At 65.0% G+C, this 16,660-nt stretch carries 17 protein-coding genes; 9 read left to right on the top strand and 8 right to left on the bottom strand.

The window, feature by feature from the left end; translation table 11 throughout:
- Window positions 1-253: 253 nt before the first annotated feature.
- Window positions 254-496, bottom strand: a complete 243-nt coding sequence (locus AAFG50_RS04370) for a hypothetical protein (protein ID WP_028175482.1) — start codon at window positions 494-496, stop codon at window positions 254-256.
- Window positions 497-681: 185 nt separating this feature from the next.
- Here AAFG50_RS04370 and AAFG50_RS04375 point away from each other — a divergent pair, with 185 nt between their 5' ends.
- The 3 genes from AAFG50_RS04375 (at window position 682) to AAFG50_RS04385 (ending at window position 2,365) form a co-directional block, all read left to right on the top strand.
- Window positions 682-1,347 (top strand): Spy/CpxP family protein refolding chaperone, encoded by a 666-nt coding sequence (locus tag AAFG50_RS04375; RefSeq protein ID WP_028175483.1) that lies wholly within the window; start codon window positions 682-684, stop codon window positions 1,345-1,347.
- Between the two features lie 86 nt (window positions 1,348-1,433).
- The gene (locus AAFG50_RS04380) at window positions 1,434-1,688 is read left to right on the top strand and encodes a DUF2933 domain-containing protein (protein ID WP_039187214.1); all 255 of its coding nucleotides are present in this window, start codon (window positions 1,434-1,436) and stop codon (window positions 1,686-1,688) included.
- The gene (locus tag AAFG50_RS04385; RefSeq protein ID WP_028175485.1) at window positions 1,688-2,365 is read left to right on the top strand and encodes an isoprenylcysteine carboxylmethyltransferase family protein; all 678 of its coding nucleotides are present in this window, start codon (window positions 1,688-1,690) and stop codon (window positions 2,363-2,365) included. The genes AAFG50_RS04380 and AAFG50_RS04385 overlap by 1 nt, the downstream gene beginning before the upstream one ends.
- A gap of 48 nt (window positions 2,366-2,413) precedes the next feature.
- Here AAFG50_RS04385 and AAFG50_RS04390 read toward each other — a convergent pair whose 3' ends face one another.
- Window positions 2,414-2,593, bottom strand: a complete 180-nt coding sequence (locus AAFG50_RS04390) for a hypothetical protein (protein ID WP_156149874.1) — start codon at window positions 2,591-2,593, stop codon at window positions 2,414-2,416.
- A 125-nt stretch (window positions 2,594-2,718) separates the two neighbouring features.
- Here AAFG50_RS04390 and AAFG50_RS04395 point away from each other — a divergent pair, with 125 nt between their 5' ends.
- The 3 genes from AAFG50_RS04395 to AAFG50_RS04405 are packed head-to-tail and all read left to right on the top strand — an operon-like array spanning window position 2,719 to window position 7,035.
- Complete coding sequence (locus tag AAFG50_RS04395) at window positions 2,719-3,426, top strand: ABC transporter ATP-binding protein (RefSeq protein ID WP_028175487.1); 708 nt, start codon at window positions 2,719-2,721, stop codon at window positions 3,424-3,426.
- A gap of 4 nt (window positions 3,427-3,430) precedes the next feature.
- Window positions 3,431-5,794: an ABC transporter permease gene (locus tag AAFG50_RS04400; RefSeq protein ID WP_028175488.1), complete on the top strand. Its 2,364-nt coding sequence runs from the start codon at window positions 3,431-3,433 to the stop codon at window positions 5,792-5,794.
- A gap of 2 nt (window positions 5,795-5,796) precedes the next feature.
- Window positions 5,797-7,035: an HlyD family efflux transporter periplasmic adaptor subunit gene (locus tag AAFG50_RS04405; protein WP_028175489.1), complete on the top strand. Its 1,239-nt coding sequence runs from the start codon at window positions 5,797-5,799 to the stop codon at window positions 7,033-7,035.
- Between the two features lie 176 nt (window positions 7,036-7,211).
- Here the strand turns inward: AAFG50_RS04405 and AAFG50_RS04410 are convergent, their stop codons facing one another.
- Window positions 7,212-9,506 carry an MHYT domain-containing protein gene (locus AAFG50_RS04410; RefSeq protein WP_028175490.1) on the bottom strand — a complete coding sequence of 765 codons (2,295 nt, stop codon included), beginning with the start codon at window positions 9,504-9,506 and terminating at the stop codon, window positions 7,212-7,214.
- 189 nt (window positions 9,507-9,695) lie between these two features.
- Window positions 9,696-10,259: a TetR/AcrR family transcriptional regulator gene (locus AAFG50_RS04415; protein ID WP_028175491.1), complete on the bottom strand. Its 564-nt coding sequence runs from the start codon at window positions 10,257-10,259 to the stop codon at window positions 9,696-9,698.
- A gap of 114 nt (window positions 10,260-10,373) precedes the next feature.
- Here AAFG50_RS04415 and AAFG50_RS04420 point away from each other — a divergent pair, with 114 nt between their 5' ends.
- The 3 genes from AAFG50_RS04420 (at window position 10,374) to AAFG50_RS04430 (ending at window position 13,030) form a co-directional block, all read left to right on the top strand.
- Window positions 10,374-11,030 (top strand): glutathione S-transferase, encoded by a 657-nt coding sequence (locus tag AAFG50_RS04420; RefSeq protein WP_028175492.1) that lies wholly within the window; start codon window positions 10,374-10,376, stop codon window positions 11,028-11,030.
- 277 nt (window positions 11,031-11,307) lie between these two features.
- Complete coding sequence (locus AAFG50_RS04425; RefSeq protein ID WP_028175493.1) at window positions 11,308-11,973, top strand: class I SAM-dependent methyltransferase; 666 nt, start codon at window positions 11,308-11,310, stop codon at window positions 11,971-11,973.
- A gap of 13 nt (window positions 11,974-11,986) precedes the next feature.
- Window positions 11,987-13,030, top strand: coding sequence for a zinc-binding dehydrogenase (locus tag AAFG50_RS04430; protein WP_028175494.1), 1,044 nt, complete (start codon window positions 11,987-11,989; stop codon window positions 13,028-13,030).
- A 37-nt stretch (window positions 13,031-13,067) separates the two neighbouring features.
- On the opposite strand, the gene AAFG50_RS04435 is transcribed toward AAFG50_RS04430, so the two are convergent.
- The 4 genes from AAFG50_RS04435 to AAFG50_RS04450 all read right to left on the bottom strand — a co-directional run bounded on the left by AAFG50_RS04435 (window position 13,068) and on the right by AAFG50_RS04450 (window position 16,259).
- Window positions 13,068-13,196, bottom strand: coding sequence for a hypothetical protein (locus AAFG50_RS04435; RefSeq protein WP_257787567.1), 129 nt, complete (start codon window positions 13,194-13,196; stop codon window positions 13,068-13,070).
- Window positions 13,197-13,295: 99 nt separating this feature from the next.
- Window positions 13,296-14,324: an alpha/beta fold hydrolase gene (locus tag AAFG50_RS04440; protein WP_028175495.1), complete on the bottom strand. Its 1,029-nt coding sequence runs from the start codon at window positions 14,322-14,324 to the stop codon at window positions 13,296-13,298.
- Between the two features lie 267 nt (window positions 14,325-14,591).
- Window positions 14,592-15,614, bottom strand: a complete 1,023-nt coding sequence (locus AAFG50_RS04445) for an LLM class flavin-dependent oxidoreductase (protein ID WP_028175496.1) — start codon at window positions 15,612-15,614, stop codon at window positions 14,592-14,594.
- 183 nt (window positions 15,615-15,797) lie between these two features.
- Window positions 15,798-16,259 (bottom strand): hypothetical protein, encoded by a 462-nt coding sequence (locus AAFG50_RS04450; RefSeq protein WP_028175497.1) that lies wholly within the window; start codon window positions 16,257-16,259, stop codon window positions 15,798-15,800.
- Window positions 16,260-16,660: the final 401 nt, after the last annotated feature.

A 16,660-nucleotide genomic window follows, 5' to 3' on the forward strand; every position in this document is an offset into this window, starting at 1 on the left:
CAATTGTGTAGGAGTTCGTGGCTTGGTTCTGGATGGCGCGGTCGCCCAGTACCCATCTGCGAACCCGGCCTCGTTTCGGCTGGCCAACACCGCCTTTTCGAGCACATCTCTACTGCCCGTGATCCCGATCGAGGTGTCGTCGATTCGTCGGAGATCGGGTGGTCGGCTGACGGCAGGCCGGCGGAGCCGACCTGCCGAAACCGAGAAGCCCGCCGCGGCGGTGCTGCCGCCGCGAGAACGGGCGCGATCCCTATTACTTTTTGTCGCCCATGTGGTGCGGCGACGAAGCGGGGCCGCCCGTGTAGTGATGGCCACCGGACGCGCCGTCCTTCGAAACGCCGACCGTCTCCTTCTTGCCCATGTGGTGGGGGACCTCGGTCTTCGGACCACCGCTGTAATGATGGCCGTTCTTTTCCTTGTCGGTGGTCTGCGCCATCGCCGGCACCGCCAACAGGGAAACGATGCCGATCGCAGCCAAGAGCTTCTTCGTGATCATGTCCGTTCTCCCGGATTGTGGACCCGCCATCATGAGGCGTAGCCGGGCTTTCCCCTTTGAGGGATCGCAAGCAATGAACACTTGGTAATCCTGTCGCGACCGCGGCTTTGGTTGACGTGAATCAACTCGCATCAGGCGGCGATCGTCACAATCCATCCAAATGCCAGATCTCAGGAGGATTAACGATGCGAAGCCCCACGCTTGCGGCAGCTTTGCTGCTCACGATCCTCGGCAATCCCTCGTTCGCGCAATCGCCTGCCGAGCACCAGGGTCATCATCCTGACCAGAAGGAGGCGCCGGCAGCCAAGGCGCCCGCGGCTCCGGAGCCGCCGCGCGGCACCGGACCGTCCCAGGGCATGACCAGCGGCGGCATGATGAACATGATGGGCGGCAACATACCGATGTCGGACATGATGCGGATGATGGGCATGATGCGACAGTCCGGCGACGGCATGGAGACGATCGATCGCGTGGAGGGGCGGATCGCTTTCCTCCGGACCGAGCTCAAGATCACGGACGCCCAGGCGCCGGCCTGGAACGCGTTTGCAGACGCGCTACGCGCGAATGCCAAGGCCCTCGGCGAGCTGCGAACCTCGATGATGTCACAGGCCGGCTCCGAGCCTTTGGTAGACCGGCTGACCTGGCAGGAGAAATGGCTGTCCGCGCGGCTCGAAGCTACCCGCGCGATGAAATCCGCGTTGACCAATCTCGTCGGCAGCTTTTCCGACGAGCAGAAGAAGACCGCCGACGAGCTGCTCGCGCCGCAGATGGGCATGATGCCGATGATGTCGGCGATGCGGGGCGGAGGCATGATGGGCATGGGAATGCAGCCCGGCAAGCCGATGCAGTGAGGCCCTGCGGGACTGGCGCCGTTGATCTGCGTCAACAATGATGGCAGCCGCGCCTCTAGGCTACCAAAAGCCATAGGAGCGTGCAGATGTCGGTGCAGGATCATTCCGGGTATCGAGAGCGCCCTCGAGAGGGCTTGTCGGCCAAGGCCAAGGCCGGCCTGGTCCTGGTGGGATTTCTGGTCATCGCGGGCGCGCTCCTGTTCACCGAGCACAGGGCCCACGTGCTCGGATTGTTGATCTGGCTTCCGCTTCTCGCCTGTCCGCTGATGCACCTCTTCATGCATGGCGGACACGGTCACCACCATGGCGGCGGCCGCCCCAACGATCCAAGGAACGCGTGATGCACGATACCGCGCCCGCCTACGGTCTCTGGAGTCTCGTCATCGTCAATTCGGCGGTCTTCATCCTGTTCGCCTACAGCTTCTTCAAGCCGCAGACCGCCCGCGACTGGCGCTCGTTCGGCGCCTTCAGCGCATTTCTGGTGGCGTTGTTCGTGGAGATGTACGGCTTCCCGCTCACCATTTACTTCCTTTCAGGATGGCTACAGTCGCACTATCCGAACGTCGATTGGTTCTCCCATGACGCCGGGCACTTGCTCGAGATGATGTTCGGCTGGAAGACCAATCCGCACGCCGGACCGTTCCACATCCTGAGCTTCATCTTCATCGGCGCGGGCTTCGTCCTGATCTCCGCGGCGTGGAGGGTGCTGTACGATGCGCAGCAGACCCGGAGCCTCGCGACCACCGGGCCCTACAGCTACGTCCGGCACCCGCAGTACGTCGGTTTCGTGCTGGTGATGTTCGGCTTCCTGCTGCAGTGGCCGACGATCCTCACGCTGGCGATGTTTCCGGTGCTGACGATCATGTACGTGAAGCTCGCGCACGACGAGGAGCGGGACGCCAGGTCGGAATTCGGTGATGCCTATGCGAAGTACGCTGCGGAAGTTCCGGGATTCATACCGCGCCTGAGCCGACTTCTCGGGCAGGGCTCGACCGGCAGCACCTATCGTCACGGTTGATACGGGGCGCTGACGATGCGCGACACACGGCATCGCTGGCGTCTATCCTCAATGCTGCCGCTCACCCTGGCCGGAACGTCGTTCCGCGACCGTCACGCCGTGGCTGGGCTCGGCGCCGGGGGGCGCCGGCGCGCTCTCGATCGGGCTAATGGCCGCCGTCAACTTCTTGATCCATTCCGATTTCAAGTGGGTCCTGCTCGGCATGGCGCTCGTCTGGGCGGCGAGCATCGCAATGTTCGTCCGTGAATCCGCGACTTCTCCGAGGGCGGTGGTCGGGCCACTCGCGAGACCCTGACTTACGTCAATACCGAAAGGGCGGATCCGGTCGACAATCACGTCCCGAAAGGGCAGCCATGCGTGAAGCCGTGTTCACAGCGGAGGGACTGACCAAGACCTACGTCTCGGGCGAGGTGATGGTGCATGCCCTCAACGACGTCGACCTCGAAATCGCCGAAAAGGAGGTGGTCGTGCTGCTCGGCCCCTCCGGCAGCGGCAAGACCACGCTGCTTAACATCATGGGCGGTCTCGACCGGCCGACCAGCGGCAGGCTGTTCTTCCGCGATCTCGACCTGACCGATCTCGAAGACCGCGAGCTCACAAAGTATCGCCGCGACCACGTCGGCTTCGTCTTCCAGTTCTACAATCTGGTGCCGAGCCTCACCGCCTACGAAAACGTGGCGTTGGTCACCGAGGTGGCCAAGGATCCGATGCGGCCGGCCGACGCCCTCGCTCTGGTCGGGCTCGAGGAGCGGATGCATCACTTTCCGGCGCAGCTATCCGGCGGCGAGCAGCAGCGCGTGGCTATCGCCCGTGCGATCGCCAAACGACCGGCGGTGCTGCTCTGCGACGAGCCGACCGGGGCGCTGGATTCGAAGACCGGCATTCGCGTGATCGAAGCGCTGCTCGGCGTCAACCGACAGCTCGGCACCACGACAATTATCATCACGCACAACGCCAGCATCCAGCAAGTCGCCGACAGGGTGCTGTTCTTCGCCGACGGCCGCATCTCCAGGATCCAGAGGAACGAGACCCGTCGCGAAGCGGCCGAACTCATCTGGTGACCGCATGAAGGCACTCGACATCAAGCTGTTCCGGGACGTCAGGCGGATGTGGGCGCAGGTCCTCGCCATCGCGCTGGTCGTCGGAGGCGGCGTCGCCACACTGGTACTCGCGGTCGGCTCGCATCGGTCGCTCGAAGAGACGCGGATCGCGTACTACGAACGCTACGGCTTCGGCGACGTGTTCGCCCAGGCGAAGCGCGCACCCAGGGCGCTCGCCGACACAATCGCGGACATTCCCGGTGTCGCCGCCGTCGACACGCGCATCGCGAAGCTCGCGCTGCTCGACATCCCCGGCTTTTCCGAACCAGCCAGCGGGCAGTTCGTATCCCTACCCGACAACGCCGAGCCGCACCTCAATCGGCTGTACATCCGTTCCGGACGGCTTCCGGAGCCGGGGCGGACAGAGGAGGTCGTCGTCAACGAGCCGTTCGCGCGGGCGCATGGGTTCTCCGAAGGGGCGCGGTTCTCGGCCATTCTGAACGGCAAGAAGCGTGAGCTCATCATCGTCGGCACGGCCCTGTCCCCCGAGTTCGTCTACACGGTCGGCCCGGGCGACCTGATGCCGGACGACCGCCGCTTCGCCATCGTCTGGATGTCGGAGAAGGCGCTCGCAGGCGTCTACGATCTCGACGGCGCCTTTTCGGCAGTTTCGGTCAAGCTGCAGCCCGGCGCCGCCGAGCGCGAGGTAATCTTGCAGCTGGATGCCTTGCTCGATCCCTACGGCGGCCAGGCGGCCCACGGGCGGAAGGACCAGACCTCGCACGCCTGGCTCGATCATGAACTCGACATGCTCAACAACATGAGCCGCACGCTGCCGCCGATCTTCCTTCTGGTCTCCGCGTTCCTGGTCAATCTCACCCTCAGCCGGCTGGTCGCTCTGGAGCGCGAGCAGATCGGCCTCCTGAAGGCATTGGGCTACACGGACGGCAGCATCGTTCTGCACTATTTCAAGTTCGTCGCCATGATCGTGGCGGCGGGAATCGTCCTGGGCAGCATCGTCGGGACCTTACTGGGACTGCGCGTCACGGGGCTGTTCGGCGACTTCTTCCACTTCCCGTTCCTGGTGTTCGCGAAGGCGCCGGATCTGTATGTGATCGCCGGCGCGCTCAGCGCGGCCGCCGCGGCGATCGGCGCGTTGCGGGCGCTGCGCGAAGTCGTGAGGCTGGCGCCCGCCGTCGCGATGCAACCGCCGGCCCCTCCGGTGTACCGGCGGCTGCTCCCGGCGAGCATTCAGCTCGACGAAGTCGTGTCGCAGCCGACGCTGATGATGATCCGCAACATCGCGCGACACCCGGTCCGGGCCGCGTTCACGGCGCTTGGGATGGCGCTGGCCACCGCGATCCTGGTCGTCTCGCTGTTTACCCGGGACACGATGGAGCAACTGATCGACGTGACCTACTTCCTCGCCGACCGGCAGGACGCGACCATCGGCTTCGTCGAGAAGCGGGTCGAGAATGTCGTGGAGCAGGTGAACCGGCTGCCCGGCGTTCTCGCCGCCGAGCCGTTCCGCGAGGTGCCCGTCCGGATCCGCCATGGCAACGTCGAGCGCCGGATCACGATCAGCGGCCGGCCCGCCGGTGCCGACCTGAGGCGCATCATCGACGTCGACCTCCGGCCGGTCGCGCTTCCGGAGACCGGCCTCGCGATCTCCGGCATGCTCGGCCACATCCTTGGGGTCGCGGCCGGCGATACCGTCGAGCTCGATCTGCTCGAGGGCGCCCGACGTACCGTCACGATGCCGGTCGTGGCCACCGTCGAGGACTATTTCGGCATCAGGGGCATGATGGATATCGACGCACTTCGGCAGGTCATGCGCGAGGCCCCGGTCGTCACCAGCGTCAACCTCAGCCTCGACGAGAACCGGAAGGAGGACTTCTACGCGGCCGTGAAGTCCATGCCGACGGTCGCCGGTGTGGCGCTGCAGCGCGTCTCGCTCGCGAACTTCCGCAAGACCGTCGCGCTACTCATCACCACGATGGCGAGCATCTACACCGGGCTCGCCGCCGTGATCGCGTTCGGCGTCGTCTACAACAACGCCCGGATCTCGCTGTCGGAGCGGGCGCGGGAATTGGCGAGCCTGCGCGTCCTCGGCTTCACGCGCGGCGAGGTTCTGCGCATCCTCCTGCTTGAGCTCGCCATCCTGACGCTGGTCGCCCAGCCGCCCGGGTGGGCGATGGGCTACGGGCTCGCGTGGGTCATGAAGACGAACCTGGCCGGAGAACTGATGCGCGTCCGCCTTGTCGTCGAGCATTCGACCTACGTCTTCGCCACGTCCGTGGTGGTGCTGGCCGCTGTCGCCTCCGCGGTGGTCATCCGCGAACGCATCGATAAACTGGACCTCGTGGCGGTCCTCAAGACGCGAGACTAGCCATGTCGGCAAACTGGACCAAACGTATCATCGGTGCTGCGGCCCTGGCCGGGATCGCGGGCGGACTGGCGTGGTTCGCATGGCCCCGGCCGGTTCTGGTCGATCTCGCAACCGTCGCGAAAGGCCCGATCGAAGTCACGGCGGACGACGACGGCAAGACGCGCGTCCGCCACGTCTACACCGTCTCGGCGCCCATCGCAGGCAAGGTCCTGAGGATTTCGCATCCGTTCGGCGAGCAGGGGCCGTCGCTTCACGTCGGCGACGAGGTCGTCGCCAACCAGACCGTCATCGCCTTGATGCAGCCGACACTGCCGGGCTTCATCGATGTGCGCTCCCGCGACCAGCTTCAGGCGGAAGTTGCGGCCGCGGACGCAGCCATCCAGCAACAGGAAGCCGAGGTACAGCGGATCGGAGCGGCGCTGGACTTTTCCAGGACCGAGTTCCAGCGGGCGCAGACGCTGTTGCGGACGCAGTCCACCTCGGCCCAGGCCTTCGATAAGGCGAAGTTCGACGTGGCCACGAACGAGGCCGCCTTGGCGAGCGCCAAGGCTCAGGTCGACATGCGGCGTGCGGTACGCACCAGCCTGACTGCCCGGTTGATGGATCCAGCCAACGCTGCCCCGTCGGCGGAGCCGACCTGTTGCGTCCGGGTACTCGCGCCGGCGAGCGGACGGGTGCTGAAGATCGTCCAGGACAGCGAGGCGACGGTCCTGCCAGGGACGCCGCTGGTCGATATCGGCAACCCGCTCGATCTGGAGGTCGTGGCCGACCTGCTCTCGACCGACGCCGTGCAGATCAAGGTTGGCGCGCCCGTCCGGATCGACGGCTGGGGCGGGCCCTCGATCAAGGGCAAGGTCGTGCGCGTGGACCCCGCAGGCTTCCTGAAGGTGTCGGCGCTAGGCATTGAGGAGCAGCGGGTACGGGTGACGATCGATTTCGTGGATCCGCCCGAAGTGTGGTCCCAGCTTGGCCACGACTACCGGGTGGTCGTCCATGTGACCACCTGGAGCGCCACCGATGCATTGACCATCCCGGTGAGCGCCTTGTTCCGAAAAGGTGACCAGTGGGCCGTTTTTGCCGAGGAGAATGGACATGCCCGGCTCGAGCCGGTCCAGATCGGTCACCACAATAAACACGTGGCTGAGGTGATCTCGGGACTGGCTGTCGGCGATCGGGTCGTAGTGCATCCGAGCGATCGGATTGTGAATGGCGGGAGAATCGGACAGCGGGAGGTGCCCTAGTCTGAGTTCGTGCCTTGATACCTCGTGTGGCCGCAGCCGAGCAGTCTCCGTGCTGCAGAAGGCTGGCGCCATCTGCAGCGGGTCGTGTTTGGGTGCGCCATAAGTTGTATGGTCACTTCAATAACATACGAGTTCGCAGTTTTATTCTGGATGGCGCGCCGTTCATCATCAGGCAATCATGCGCTCTTCGGCCGAAACGCGACGACGGATCCGGCCGGCTCTTCCTCGCCCATCGCCGCCTCGATCGCCTTCGCAAGTGCGGCCTGGTCGAACGGCTTTGCCAGGCGCGGCAGGCTGGATCGCGTGTCGCTCGGGAGGTCCGCGTATCCCGTGCTGAGGAGGATGACCGTCTCCGGGCGCTCCGCAGCGATGGCGTTGGCAAGCTGCAGGCCGGTCATGCCGGGCATGGCATAGTCGGTCACGACCAGGTCGATGGTGCGCGTGCGGCGGAGCAAGGCCAGCGCCTCATCGCCCGAGCGCGCCTCGACCACGACGTGCCCGAGATCCTCCAGCATCGCTGCCGTGTTCTCGAGCACCAGGAGGTCGTCGTCGACGACGAGCACGGAAAGCTGCCGGCTGGGCCGGGCTACGGCTGCCGGAGCCGCTATGCGCAGGTCCGGCACCGCGGTCTCCTCGGCGATCGGCAGCCAGATGTCGGCCGTCGTGCCCTCTCCGGGACGGCTCTTCAAGACGAGCCTGCCGCCGGACTGCTCGGCAAGTCCGTGGACCATCGACAGGCCGAGCCCGGTGCCCTTGCCGACGCCCTTGGTCGTGAAGAACGGCTCCTGGGCGTGCTTGAGGATCTCGTCGCTCATGCCGCAGCCCGTGTCGCTCACCGAGAGCGCGACATAGCCGCTGCTCGAAAGGCCGCCTTCGCCCTGCTCCTCGCGTGCGGCGATGGTGATCTGGCCGCCGTCCGGCATCGCATCGCGCGCGTTGACCGCCAGGTTGAGGATCGCCAGTTCGAGCTGGTTCGCGTCGACCTTCACCTTCGGCAGATGCATCGGGAACCGCGTCTCGACACCAATCCCGGCCTCGAATTTCAGCAATGACGTCATGCCGCGCACCAACTCGCGGACATCGACGACCGCCGGCCTGAGATCCTGCTTGCGCGCGAAAGCGAGCATGCGCTGGGTCAGGGAGGCGCCGCGCACCGCGCCCTGCATCGCGTTCTCCACCAGGCGCAGGATCTTCGGATCGTCCGTCGGCAGGCGCTTCTTCAGCAGTTCGAGGCTGCCGAGAACGGCCGCGAGCAGGTTGTTGAAGTCGTGGGCCACGCCGCCGGTGAGCTGGCCGATGGTCTCCATCTTCTGCGACATCATCAGTGCTTCGCGCGCGCGGTCCAGCGCTTCCTGCGCCCGTCTCCGTTCGCTGACGTCGCGCACGATCTTCGCAAAGCCGGCGATTGCGCCGCTGTCGTTCCGGACCGCGACGATCGTTGCCTCCGCCCAGAAGCGGCTGCGGTCCTTGCGCACCCGCCAGCCTTCGATGGCGGACTTCCCCTCCCGCTCGGCTTCAACGAGCGCGCGCGCGGGCGCCCCGGCCGCGCAATCTTCCTCGGTGTGAAAAATGGTGTAGCTCGTCCCGACGATGTCGTCGCCATAGCCCATCAGCCGGCGCGCGCCGAGATTCCAGTTGCCCACGCGCCCGTCCGGATCGAGCATGAAGATCGCGTGGTCTGCGATACCTTCGACAAGCAGCCGAAAGCGTTCTTCGCTGCGCCTCAGTGCGGCGGCCTCGCGTTGGGCGCGCTCCGCCGATGCCCTGTCATAGACGGCCGCCGCGATGCCGATGCTCAGGATCATGATGGTGATGCCGGCGAGCAGGAACGCGAGCGGCGCCTGACCGACGCCGAGATGGCCTGCCGGCCGGGCCATGGCGCTGGTCGGCAGGAACATGGCGCCTTCCATCGCGGCATAGTGCATGCCGGAGATCGCAAGGCCCATCACCAGGCCCGCGAACAGCCGCTGCACCGCGTTGGTGTTGCGAAAGGCGAGCCAGAGCGCCACGATCGAGGCGCTGATCGCGATCAGGATCGAGAGCACGACCCATCGGGGATCGTATTGGATGAGGGCCGCCATCCGCATCGCGGCCATGCCGGTATAGTGCATGCCGGAGATGCCAAGTCCCATCGCGAAGCCGGATGCGAGCAGCGCCTGCGGGCGTCGTCCGACAACGGCAAAGGCGGCAGCGGCGACGACGATCGGAATGATGAGCGAGAGCAGAGTCAGGAATGGATCGTAGGAGATCTCGATTCCAGGCAGGCTGAAGGCCAGCATGCCGACGAAGTGCATCGACCAGATCCCGCCGCCCATGGCGATCGCCGCGGCGACCAGCCAGGATCGGCGGGCCCTTCCCGAAGCAGCTCGCATTCGGGTCGCCAGGTCCAGCGCCGTATAGGAGGCGAGGGCCGCGATCAGAATCGATAGCGCGACCAGAACGGGATCGTGAGAAGCCGCATGATGATGCATTTCGGCCAACGCTAGCCGAAGTTGCGTTCGGGCTTACGCATGAGGTCCTCCCCGACGCCGAAATCGTCAGCGGCACCAAGATGGGCGCCGCAGGCGTCCACGACGTTCGAATCGGCCGCCATGGTGCACGCAATCCTGCGGTGCCGCCACTCTCATGGTGTCATCGCCCCGGCCCGCGGGAACCATCCGTCAGGCCGGCAGCAGACCGGCCGCGCGGTAGCTGTCGATCAAGGTGTCGTAGAGCGACAGATCCGAGCGGCTCCGCGCCAGGAGCTGGGCGCCGCCGATCGCGGCGAAGATCGCCCGGGCGCGCCGTTCGCTCTCCCCGGAACTGCTCGGAGCCGCAGCGGCCAGGACCTTGCTCAGCCAGGCGACATTCACATCGGCAAAGACCTGCACCTCCCGCTTCACCGCGTCCGGCAGGTCGTCATGCTCGGCAGCCATGAAGCTGCACAGGCACATGCGGTTGCCGTTCTCGAGCGCCTTGCGAAAGACGTCGGGATAGCGGTGCAGGCAGCGCAGGGGATCCGGGGTTTCGGCCAGCATGGCTTCGAGCGCCGCCGCGGTGTCCTCCCAGTAGCGCCTGGCGACCGCTGCGCCGAGATCGGCCTTGCTCGGGAAATGATAGTGGATGCTGGCGGCCTTGATGCCGACCTCAGCGGCGAGATCTCGGAAGTTCAGGCCGCCATAGCCGTGCGCCTGTGCGGTGCGTCTGGCGGCCGCCAGGATGGCTTCCCGCGCGCTGGAACTCATGTCGCCGCCTCACCGCTTCGTTATCTACCAAGTGACAGATAGGCTTTGACCGCCGGGTTTTGAAGGCTATAAATGCCTACCAAGTGGCAGGTAGAGAAGCAAAGAGGTTTATCGATGAAGATTCATGATTGGGCCACCGGCCCTTACCCGGCCCGCGTCCGCATCGCCATCGCCGAGAAGAATCTGCGGCCGCGCGTCACGTTCGTGTCGGTCAACCTGTGGAAGGGCGAGCACAAGAAACCCGAGTTCCTCGCCAAGAACTACTCGGGCACGCTGCCGGTGCTCGAGCTCGAGGACGGCACCTTCATCGGCGAATGCACCGCCATCACCGAATATCTCGACGCGCTCGACGGCGCTCCCGTGCTCACCGGCAGGACGCCGCGCGAAAAGGGCGTGATCCACATGATGAGCAAGCGCGCCGAGCTGGAGCTGCTCGACGCGATCAGCGTGTACTTTCATCACGCAACGCCGGGGCTTGGGCCCGAGGTCGAGATCTATCAGAACGCCGAGTGGGGCCTGCGTCAGCGCGACAAGGCCGTCAGAGGCATGCATTACTTCGACGGCATTCTGAAGCAGCAGCCATTCGTCGCCGGCGAGGCCTTCTCGATGGCCGACATCACGGTCATCGGCGGCTTGATCTTTGCGGAGCTCCTGAAGCTGCCGGTGCCTGCGGAGTGCGACGCTCTTCGCGCCTGGTACGCCCGGATGCAGGAGCGCCCCAGCGTCAAGAACCGGGTGACGATGTCGGAGCCGGCCGAAGCGTCCGCCTGACATCGGGTCCGCGCTACCCGCGAATGCCTGCAGAAGCAGGCGAGGCCGAATTTGTCCCATCGATGAAGCTCTCAGTGAAGCGGAGGAATCCCTCGATCCTTGACCGGCTGACGCCGGCCGTGCGCATCTGCACGTTGCGGATGGGGCTGCCGCACCATCATTGATCTGAAACAACGATCACCTGCAGCACAAATGCTAGGGTGATTCGCAGGTCACGTCGCAAGGCTCCCCAGGCCGGTCAAGACAATCTCAGCGCGTGATGGAATCCGAGGACTTGATGGGACGACTACTGAATATCGTGACGCCACTGCATACTGCGACCAAGCGCGACTACATGGGGCGCATGAACGACGACAAGATCGGCTGCTCGCTGAAGGCGCGGGAATACGAGGCCGATTATTGGGATGGCGACCGCCGTTTCGGCTATGGCGGCTACCGCTTCATCGACGGGCGCTGGGCTCCGGTCGCCAAGGCGCTGATCGAGACCTATGGCCTGAAGGATGGGTCCAGCGTGCTCGACGTCGGCTGCGGCAAGGGCTTCCTGCTGTACGAGATGCAAAAGATCCTGCCGGGCTTGAAGGTCGTCGGCTTCGATATCTCCAAGCACGGTCTTGCAAATTCGCATGAGCAGGTGAGGCCGTATTTGTTCAACTATCGCGCCCAGGACGTCTATCCCTATGGCGACGACAGTTTCGACCTCGTCATCTCGCTCGGCACTCTGCACAATCTCAGGCTCTACGAGCTCGATGCGGCGCTCAAGGAGATCGAGCGGGTCGGCAAGAACAAATACGTCATGGTCGAGGGCTACCGGACCGTTGCCGAGCTGCACAACCTCGAATGCTGGGCGCTGACGGCGGAGTCCATCCTGCACACCTCCGAATGGATCTGGCTCTACGGGAAACTCGGTTACACCGGCGACTACGAATTCATCTATTTCGAGTGACCGGGCTCAGCTCATGGACATCAAGACTGCCAAGGCAGCGATTCTCGTCGAGTCCGGCAAGCCGCTGATCGTCGACGAGTTTACCTTGCCCGATACGCTCGAACACGGCCAGGTGCTCGCGCACGTGCACACCTCGAGCATCTGCGGCGCACAGATCAACGAGATCGACGCCGTCAAGGGCGTCGACAAGTTCCTGCCGCATCTTTTGGGGCACGAAGCGCTGGCGACCATCGTCGAAACCGGACCCGGCGTCGTCTCGTGCAAGCAGGGCGACACCGTCGTCATGCATTGGCGCCCGGGCAAAGGCGTGCAGTCCAATACGCCGGTCTATTCCTGGCGCGGCAAGCGCCTCAACGCGGGCTGGGTCACCACCTTCAACGAATATGCCGTGGTGTCGGAAAATCGCGTCACGCCTGTTCCCTCCTCGATCGATCGCACGAGCGCGCCGCTGCTCGGCTGCGCGGTGACGACCGCGCTCGGCGTCGTCAACAACGACGCGCAGGTCGCGATCGGCGAAGCCGTCGTCGTGTTCGGCGTCGGCGGCGTCGGGCTGAACATCGTGCAATTCGCCGCGATGGTCGGCGCCCATCCGGTCGTTGCGATCGACCGCCTCGACAACAAGCTGGAGATGGCGAGGCAGTTCGGCGCCACCCACACCATCAACTCCGAGACGGTGAAGGATGTCGCCGCCGAGGTTCGGTCCATCACGGGGGCTGACGGGCCCGACAAGGTCGTCGAGACCACCGGCGTCAGCCGTTTGATTGAGCTCGCCTACGAGGTCACCGCGAAGAAGGGCCGCTGTATCCTTGTCGGTGTTCCCCGCGACAAGGTCGAGATCTACACGCTGCCGCTGCACTTCGAGAAGGTGCTGAAGGGTTCGGAAGGCGGGCAGTGCCAGCCGGCGCGCGACATCCCGCGTCTCGTCCGGCTCGACGAAGCCGGCAAGGTCAGTTACCGCGGGATCGTGACCCACGAGTTCGCGCTCGATGACATCAACGACGCGCTGGATTTGATGCGCAGCGGCACGTCAGGGCGGATCTTGCTAAACATCAGCTGAACGCCGCGGCCGATGCCGATCACACCAACGACTGGTCCTATCCGGTCATCTGGTGGCGAGGCGCGGATGGCGTTGACAAGGCCGTGGCGAGCGCGGGTTGCACCGGCCGCCGGCCGATCATCAGCGACAGCACGGCCGCGACGATCCCCGTTGCGCCCGCGATCATGAAGGCCTGCAGATAGTCTCCCTGCGCCGAGCGCGTGAAGCCGGCGAAGAAGTCGGCGCGTCCATCGGGAAGTCCACGATGCGCCGCAAGTGCACGCTCTTACGCGGCCGTATTGTCGATCGAACGGCGGATCTCCCGCTGCACTTCCGCGCTCGATAGAAACAGATCGTGATTGATGATGCTCCAGCCTTCCTGGGAAGCATCGACCACGCGCACGCCGAGCCGCTGGATGACAGCCTTCTCAGCGGCGCCGACCCTGGTCATTCCACCCGCGATTTGTCCCGACAGAGCCAGAGCGCGATCGTTCGTCGCGGCGATCACGGTGATCTTGCCGGCAAGCGGACCGATGCGGTGGATCGCCGACGTGAACACGTCCATGTCGATATCGGGTGCGGCAAACACGACCGTCCCGATCCTGCTCGTGACGGTGTCGCCGTATCGCGCATAGAGCTGACGCAGGCTCTCGAGCGTCAGCATGGTCCCCATGCTGTGCGCAACGATGTGCACGCGGCCGCCGCCTGACGTCGACACGAGGGAAGAGAGCACGCGTTCGAAATCGTCGCGGGACCACATCGCACTGTCCCGGTCATAGGCATAGTCGAACAATCCTGCCTTGGAGGGCCAGGAGAACACCATGGTCCGGCCGCGGAACTTGATCCCATCGGAGAGATGGGCGGCGTCGAGCGCGGCCGTCTCGAATGTCTGCTTGAAGCCGTGCACATAGATCAGCACGTCTCCTCCCGCGCCGCCCTGCGCAAGGAGATCGCCAATTTCGGCTTGCACCGGTTCGACCTGATCTAGGCGCCAATCGCCCAGTCCGACCGAGGCGAGCGAAAGTCGGCTCTCGTCCGGCGCCACCAGCCTTGCCCGAGCGACCGTCATTGCGGTCGCCCGCTCCGGCCCGAACCAGGGTTTCGTGCGGCCGCCCTTCACGGGCTTTCGTGTGGTGGCGACGAGCAGTGTGGGATCAACGGAAAGGGACGACGCGTCGTAGCGCGCGCCGGTCGCGCCCAAGCCTGCGCATCCGCCCAGCGCGAGAGTGCTGCCTGCCGAGACAAGCCCGCGCAGGAGCGCGCGGCGCGAAAGGGAATGATGAGAGTCGCGTTGTAGAAGATGTCGGACGATCACGCGGAACCTTTGGGAACTATGCCCACCATAGCGCCGCCCCGCCTAGCTCCCTGAACGACAATGGGGGCGAGAAGACGGCGGAGCAGCGTCCTGGCAGGTCGCGTGTCATGGCGTCCGTTCGCCGGTCTGCGAGCGATGCGACGAAGTTCCAACGCCCGGGTGGCGGATGCCCATCAATGATGAGCCGACACGCCCTTGACGCATTGGGTCAACAGATCAACGGTGGCGAATTGGCCGACATGTGATGCACGGCTTTCGCCAGATCTCTCAGCGCCAGCCGAGCGCAGGCGCAACGTGTGTCAGGATCGCCTCGATCGCATGCGCGCAGTAGGCCACGCCCAGCTGGTTCGGGATCGTCAGCAGCAAGGTGTCAGCCTCCGCGATCGCCTCATCCTGCCGCAGCTGCTCGATCAGCACATCCGGCTCCGCCGCATAGGAGCGGCCGAAGATCGCCCGCGTCTGCGGGTCGATGAAGCCGATCTGGTCTTCGCCTCCGCGCTCCCCGCCGAAATAGGCGCGGTCGCGATCGTTCATCAGCGCGAAGATGCTGCGGCTGACGGACACGCGCGGCTCGCGGGCGTGGCCGGCTTCCTTCCACGCGGCACGATAGGCGCGGATTTGCGCGGCCTGCTGCACATGGAAGGCCTCGCCGGTCTCGTCGTTCTTCAGCGTCGAGCTTTGCAAATTCATGCCGAGCTTCGCCGCCCACACGGCGGTCGCGTTGGAGCCGGCGCCCCACCAGATCCGTTCGCGCAGGCCGGCGGCATGCGGCTCGAGGCGCAGCAGCCCCGGCGGGTTCGGAAACATCGGCTGCGGATTGGGCTCGGCAAAGCCTTCGCCGCGGAGCAGGTCGAGAAAGACCTCGGCATGGCGGCGGCCCATGTCGGCATCGCTCTGGCCGTCGGCCGGCCGGTATCCGAAATAGCGCCAGCCGTCGATCACCTGCTCGGGCGAGCCGCGGCTGATGCCGAGCTGCAGCCGGCCGCCGGCGATGAGATCGGCGGAGCTCGCGTCCTCCACCATGTAGAGCGGGTTCTCGTAGCGCATGTCGATCACGGCGGTGCCGATCTCGATTGTGCTGGTCCTGGCGCCGACCGCGGCAAGCAGCGGAAAGGGCGAGGCCAGCTGGCGCGCGAAGTGATGCACACGGAAATAGGCACCGTCCGCGCCGAGCTGCTCGGCCGCAACCGCAAGCTCGATCGATTGCAGCAGCGTGTCCGCCGCCGAGCGCGTCTGCGACTGCGGCGAGGGCGTCCAGTGTCCGAAGGACAGAAATCCGATCTTTTTCATGGGGGCAACATATGGATGATCGGAAGAGTTTGCGAGACGTCGATCGGAGGAAAGATGGCAATACGGGGTGTGCACCCGTAAGCCCCCTTTGGGGAAACTGATTAGGCGCGGTCTGGACTGCTGCCCGATAGCGGGCCACGAACTCGGATCGCTCAACTTCAATCGGCCACCCGAGAAGCGTCCTCAGATGTCGCAACCGGTCAAATTCAATGCCTTGCGCAAGCCACCAAACGCCTTGAGCCGACAGGGCTCCGCATTGCTTGCGGCCTTTGAGCGCTGGAAGTTGGCAGTTCGCTTGACAGCGGTTGCCTTCGGCTTGGGACGTTCAGCGGTCGCGATCTTTTTCGGATTGTGCCGATGACGGACGATCGGCTCCGGCTCGGACGAGCCAATATGGGCGTCTTCTGGCGGAGCAACGCGGTCTTCCACCGAAGCAGTCTGTGTCGGCGTCGCGCTGCTCACAGCGGCAACGTCGAGGCGGTCAGCCTTCGCAAGGGCGTCGTGTGAAGCAGAAGTGCCCGCGTCCTGCTCGGCAAGCGGCTGCACGATCGCGGCCGCGCGACGCGGTGGCGCTCTCAGCTCCATTGCCGACAGCATTCCTACACTCAACAGGATGAGGAGGCCCAACAACGCCATTCTCAGCATAATGCGCCTCTGACCCAGATTCGTGCCGCTGAAAATTCTCCGCGCCAATGAGGCAACTTGTCGACGGCTGCCGACTCGCGACAAATCATTTGCCGACAGGGTTAACGTCGGTGATGCTCCCGCATGTGCCGGTAATGCCGCCGCTCACGTCGGCTTCCGCGAGCAGTCCGTACTTGGTCACGCGAAGATGGTCTGTCAGTGGCCCCGAGCCGAGCGCCACATGAGCGATCGTCATGTCTGCGGTTTGAGGGAGGCCGGACACCGCCTGACAGATTGGACGACCGCTGCTTTTGACCCGAACCGGACTTCGGTCGGTTTCAACGCGGCGCGAACTCCGGGGGATCACGGCTCCCACGGCGTCCCATAACGGCCGAAATGTGGCGCTTGCCGTGCCCACTCGC

It is taken from the genome of Bradyrhizobium sp. B039 (assembly GCF_038965675.1).
GTDB classification, from domain to species: Bacteria; Pseudomonadota; Alphaproteobacteria; order Rhizobiales; family Xanthobacteraceae; genus Bradyrhizobium; species Bradyrhizobium diazoefficiens.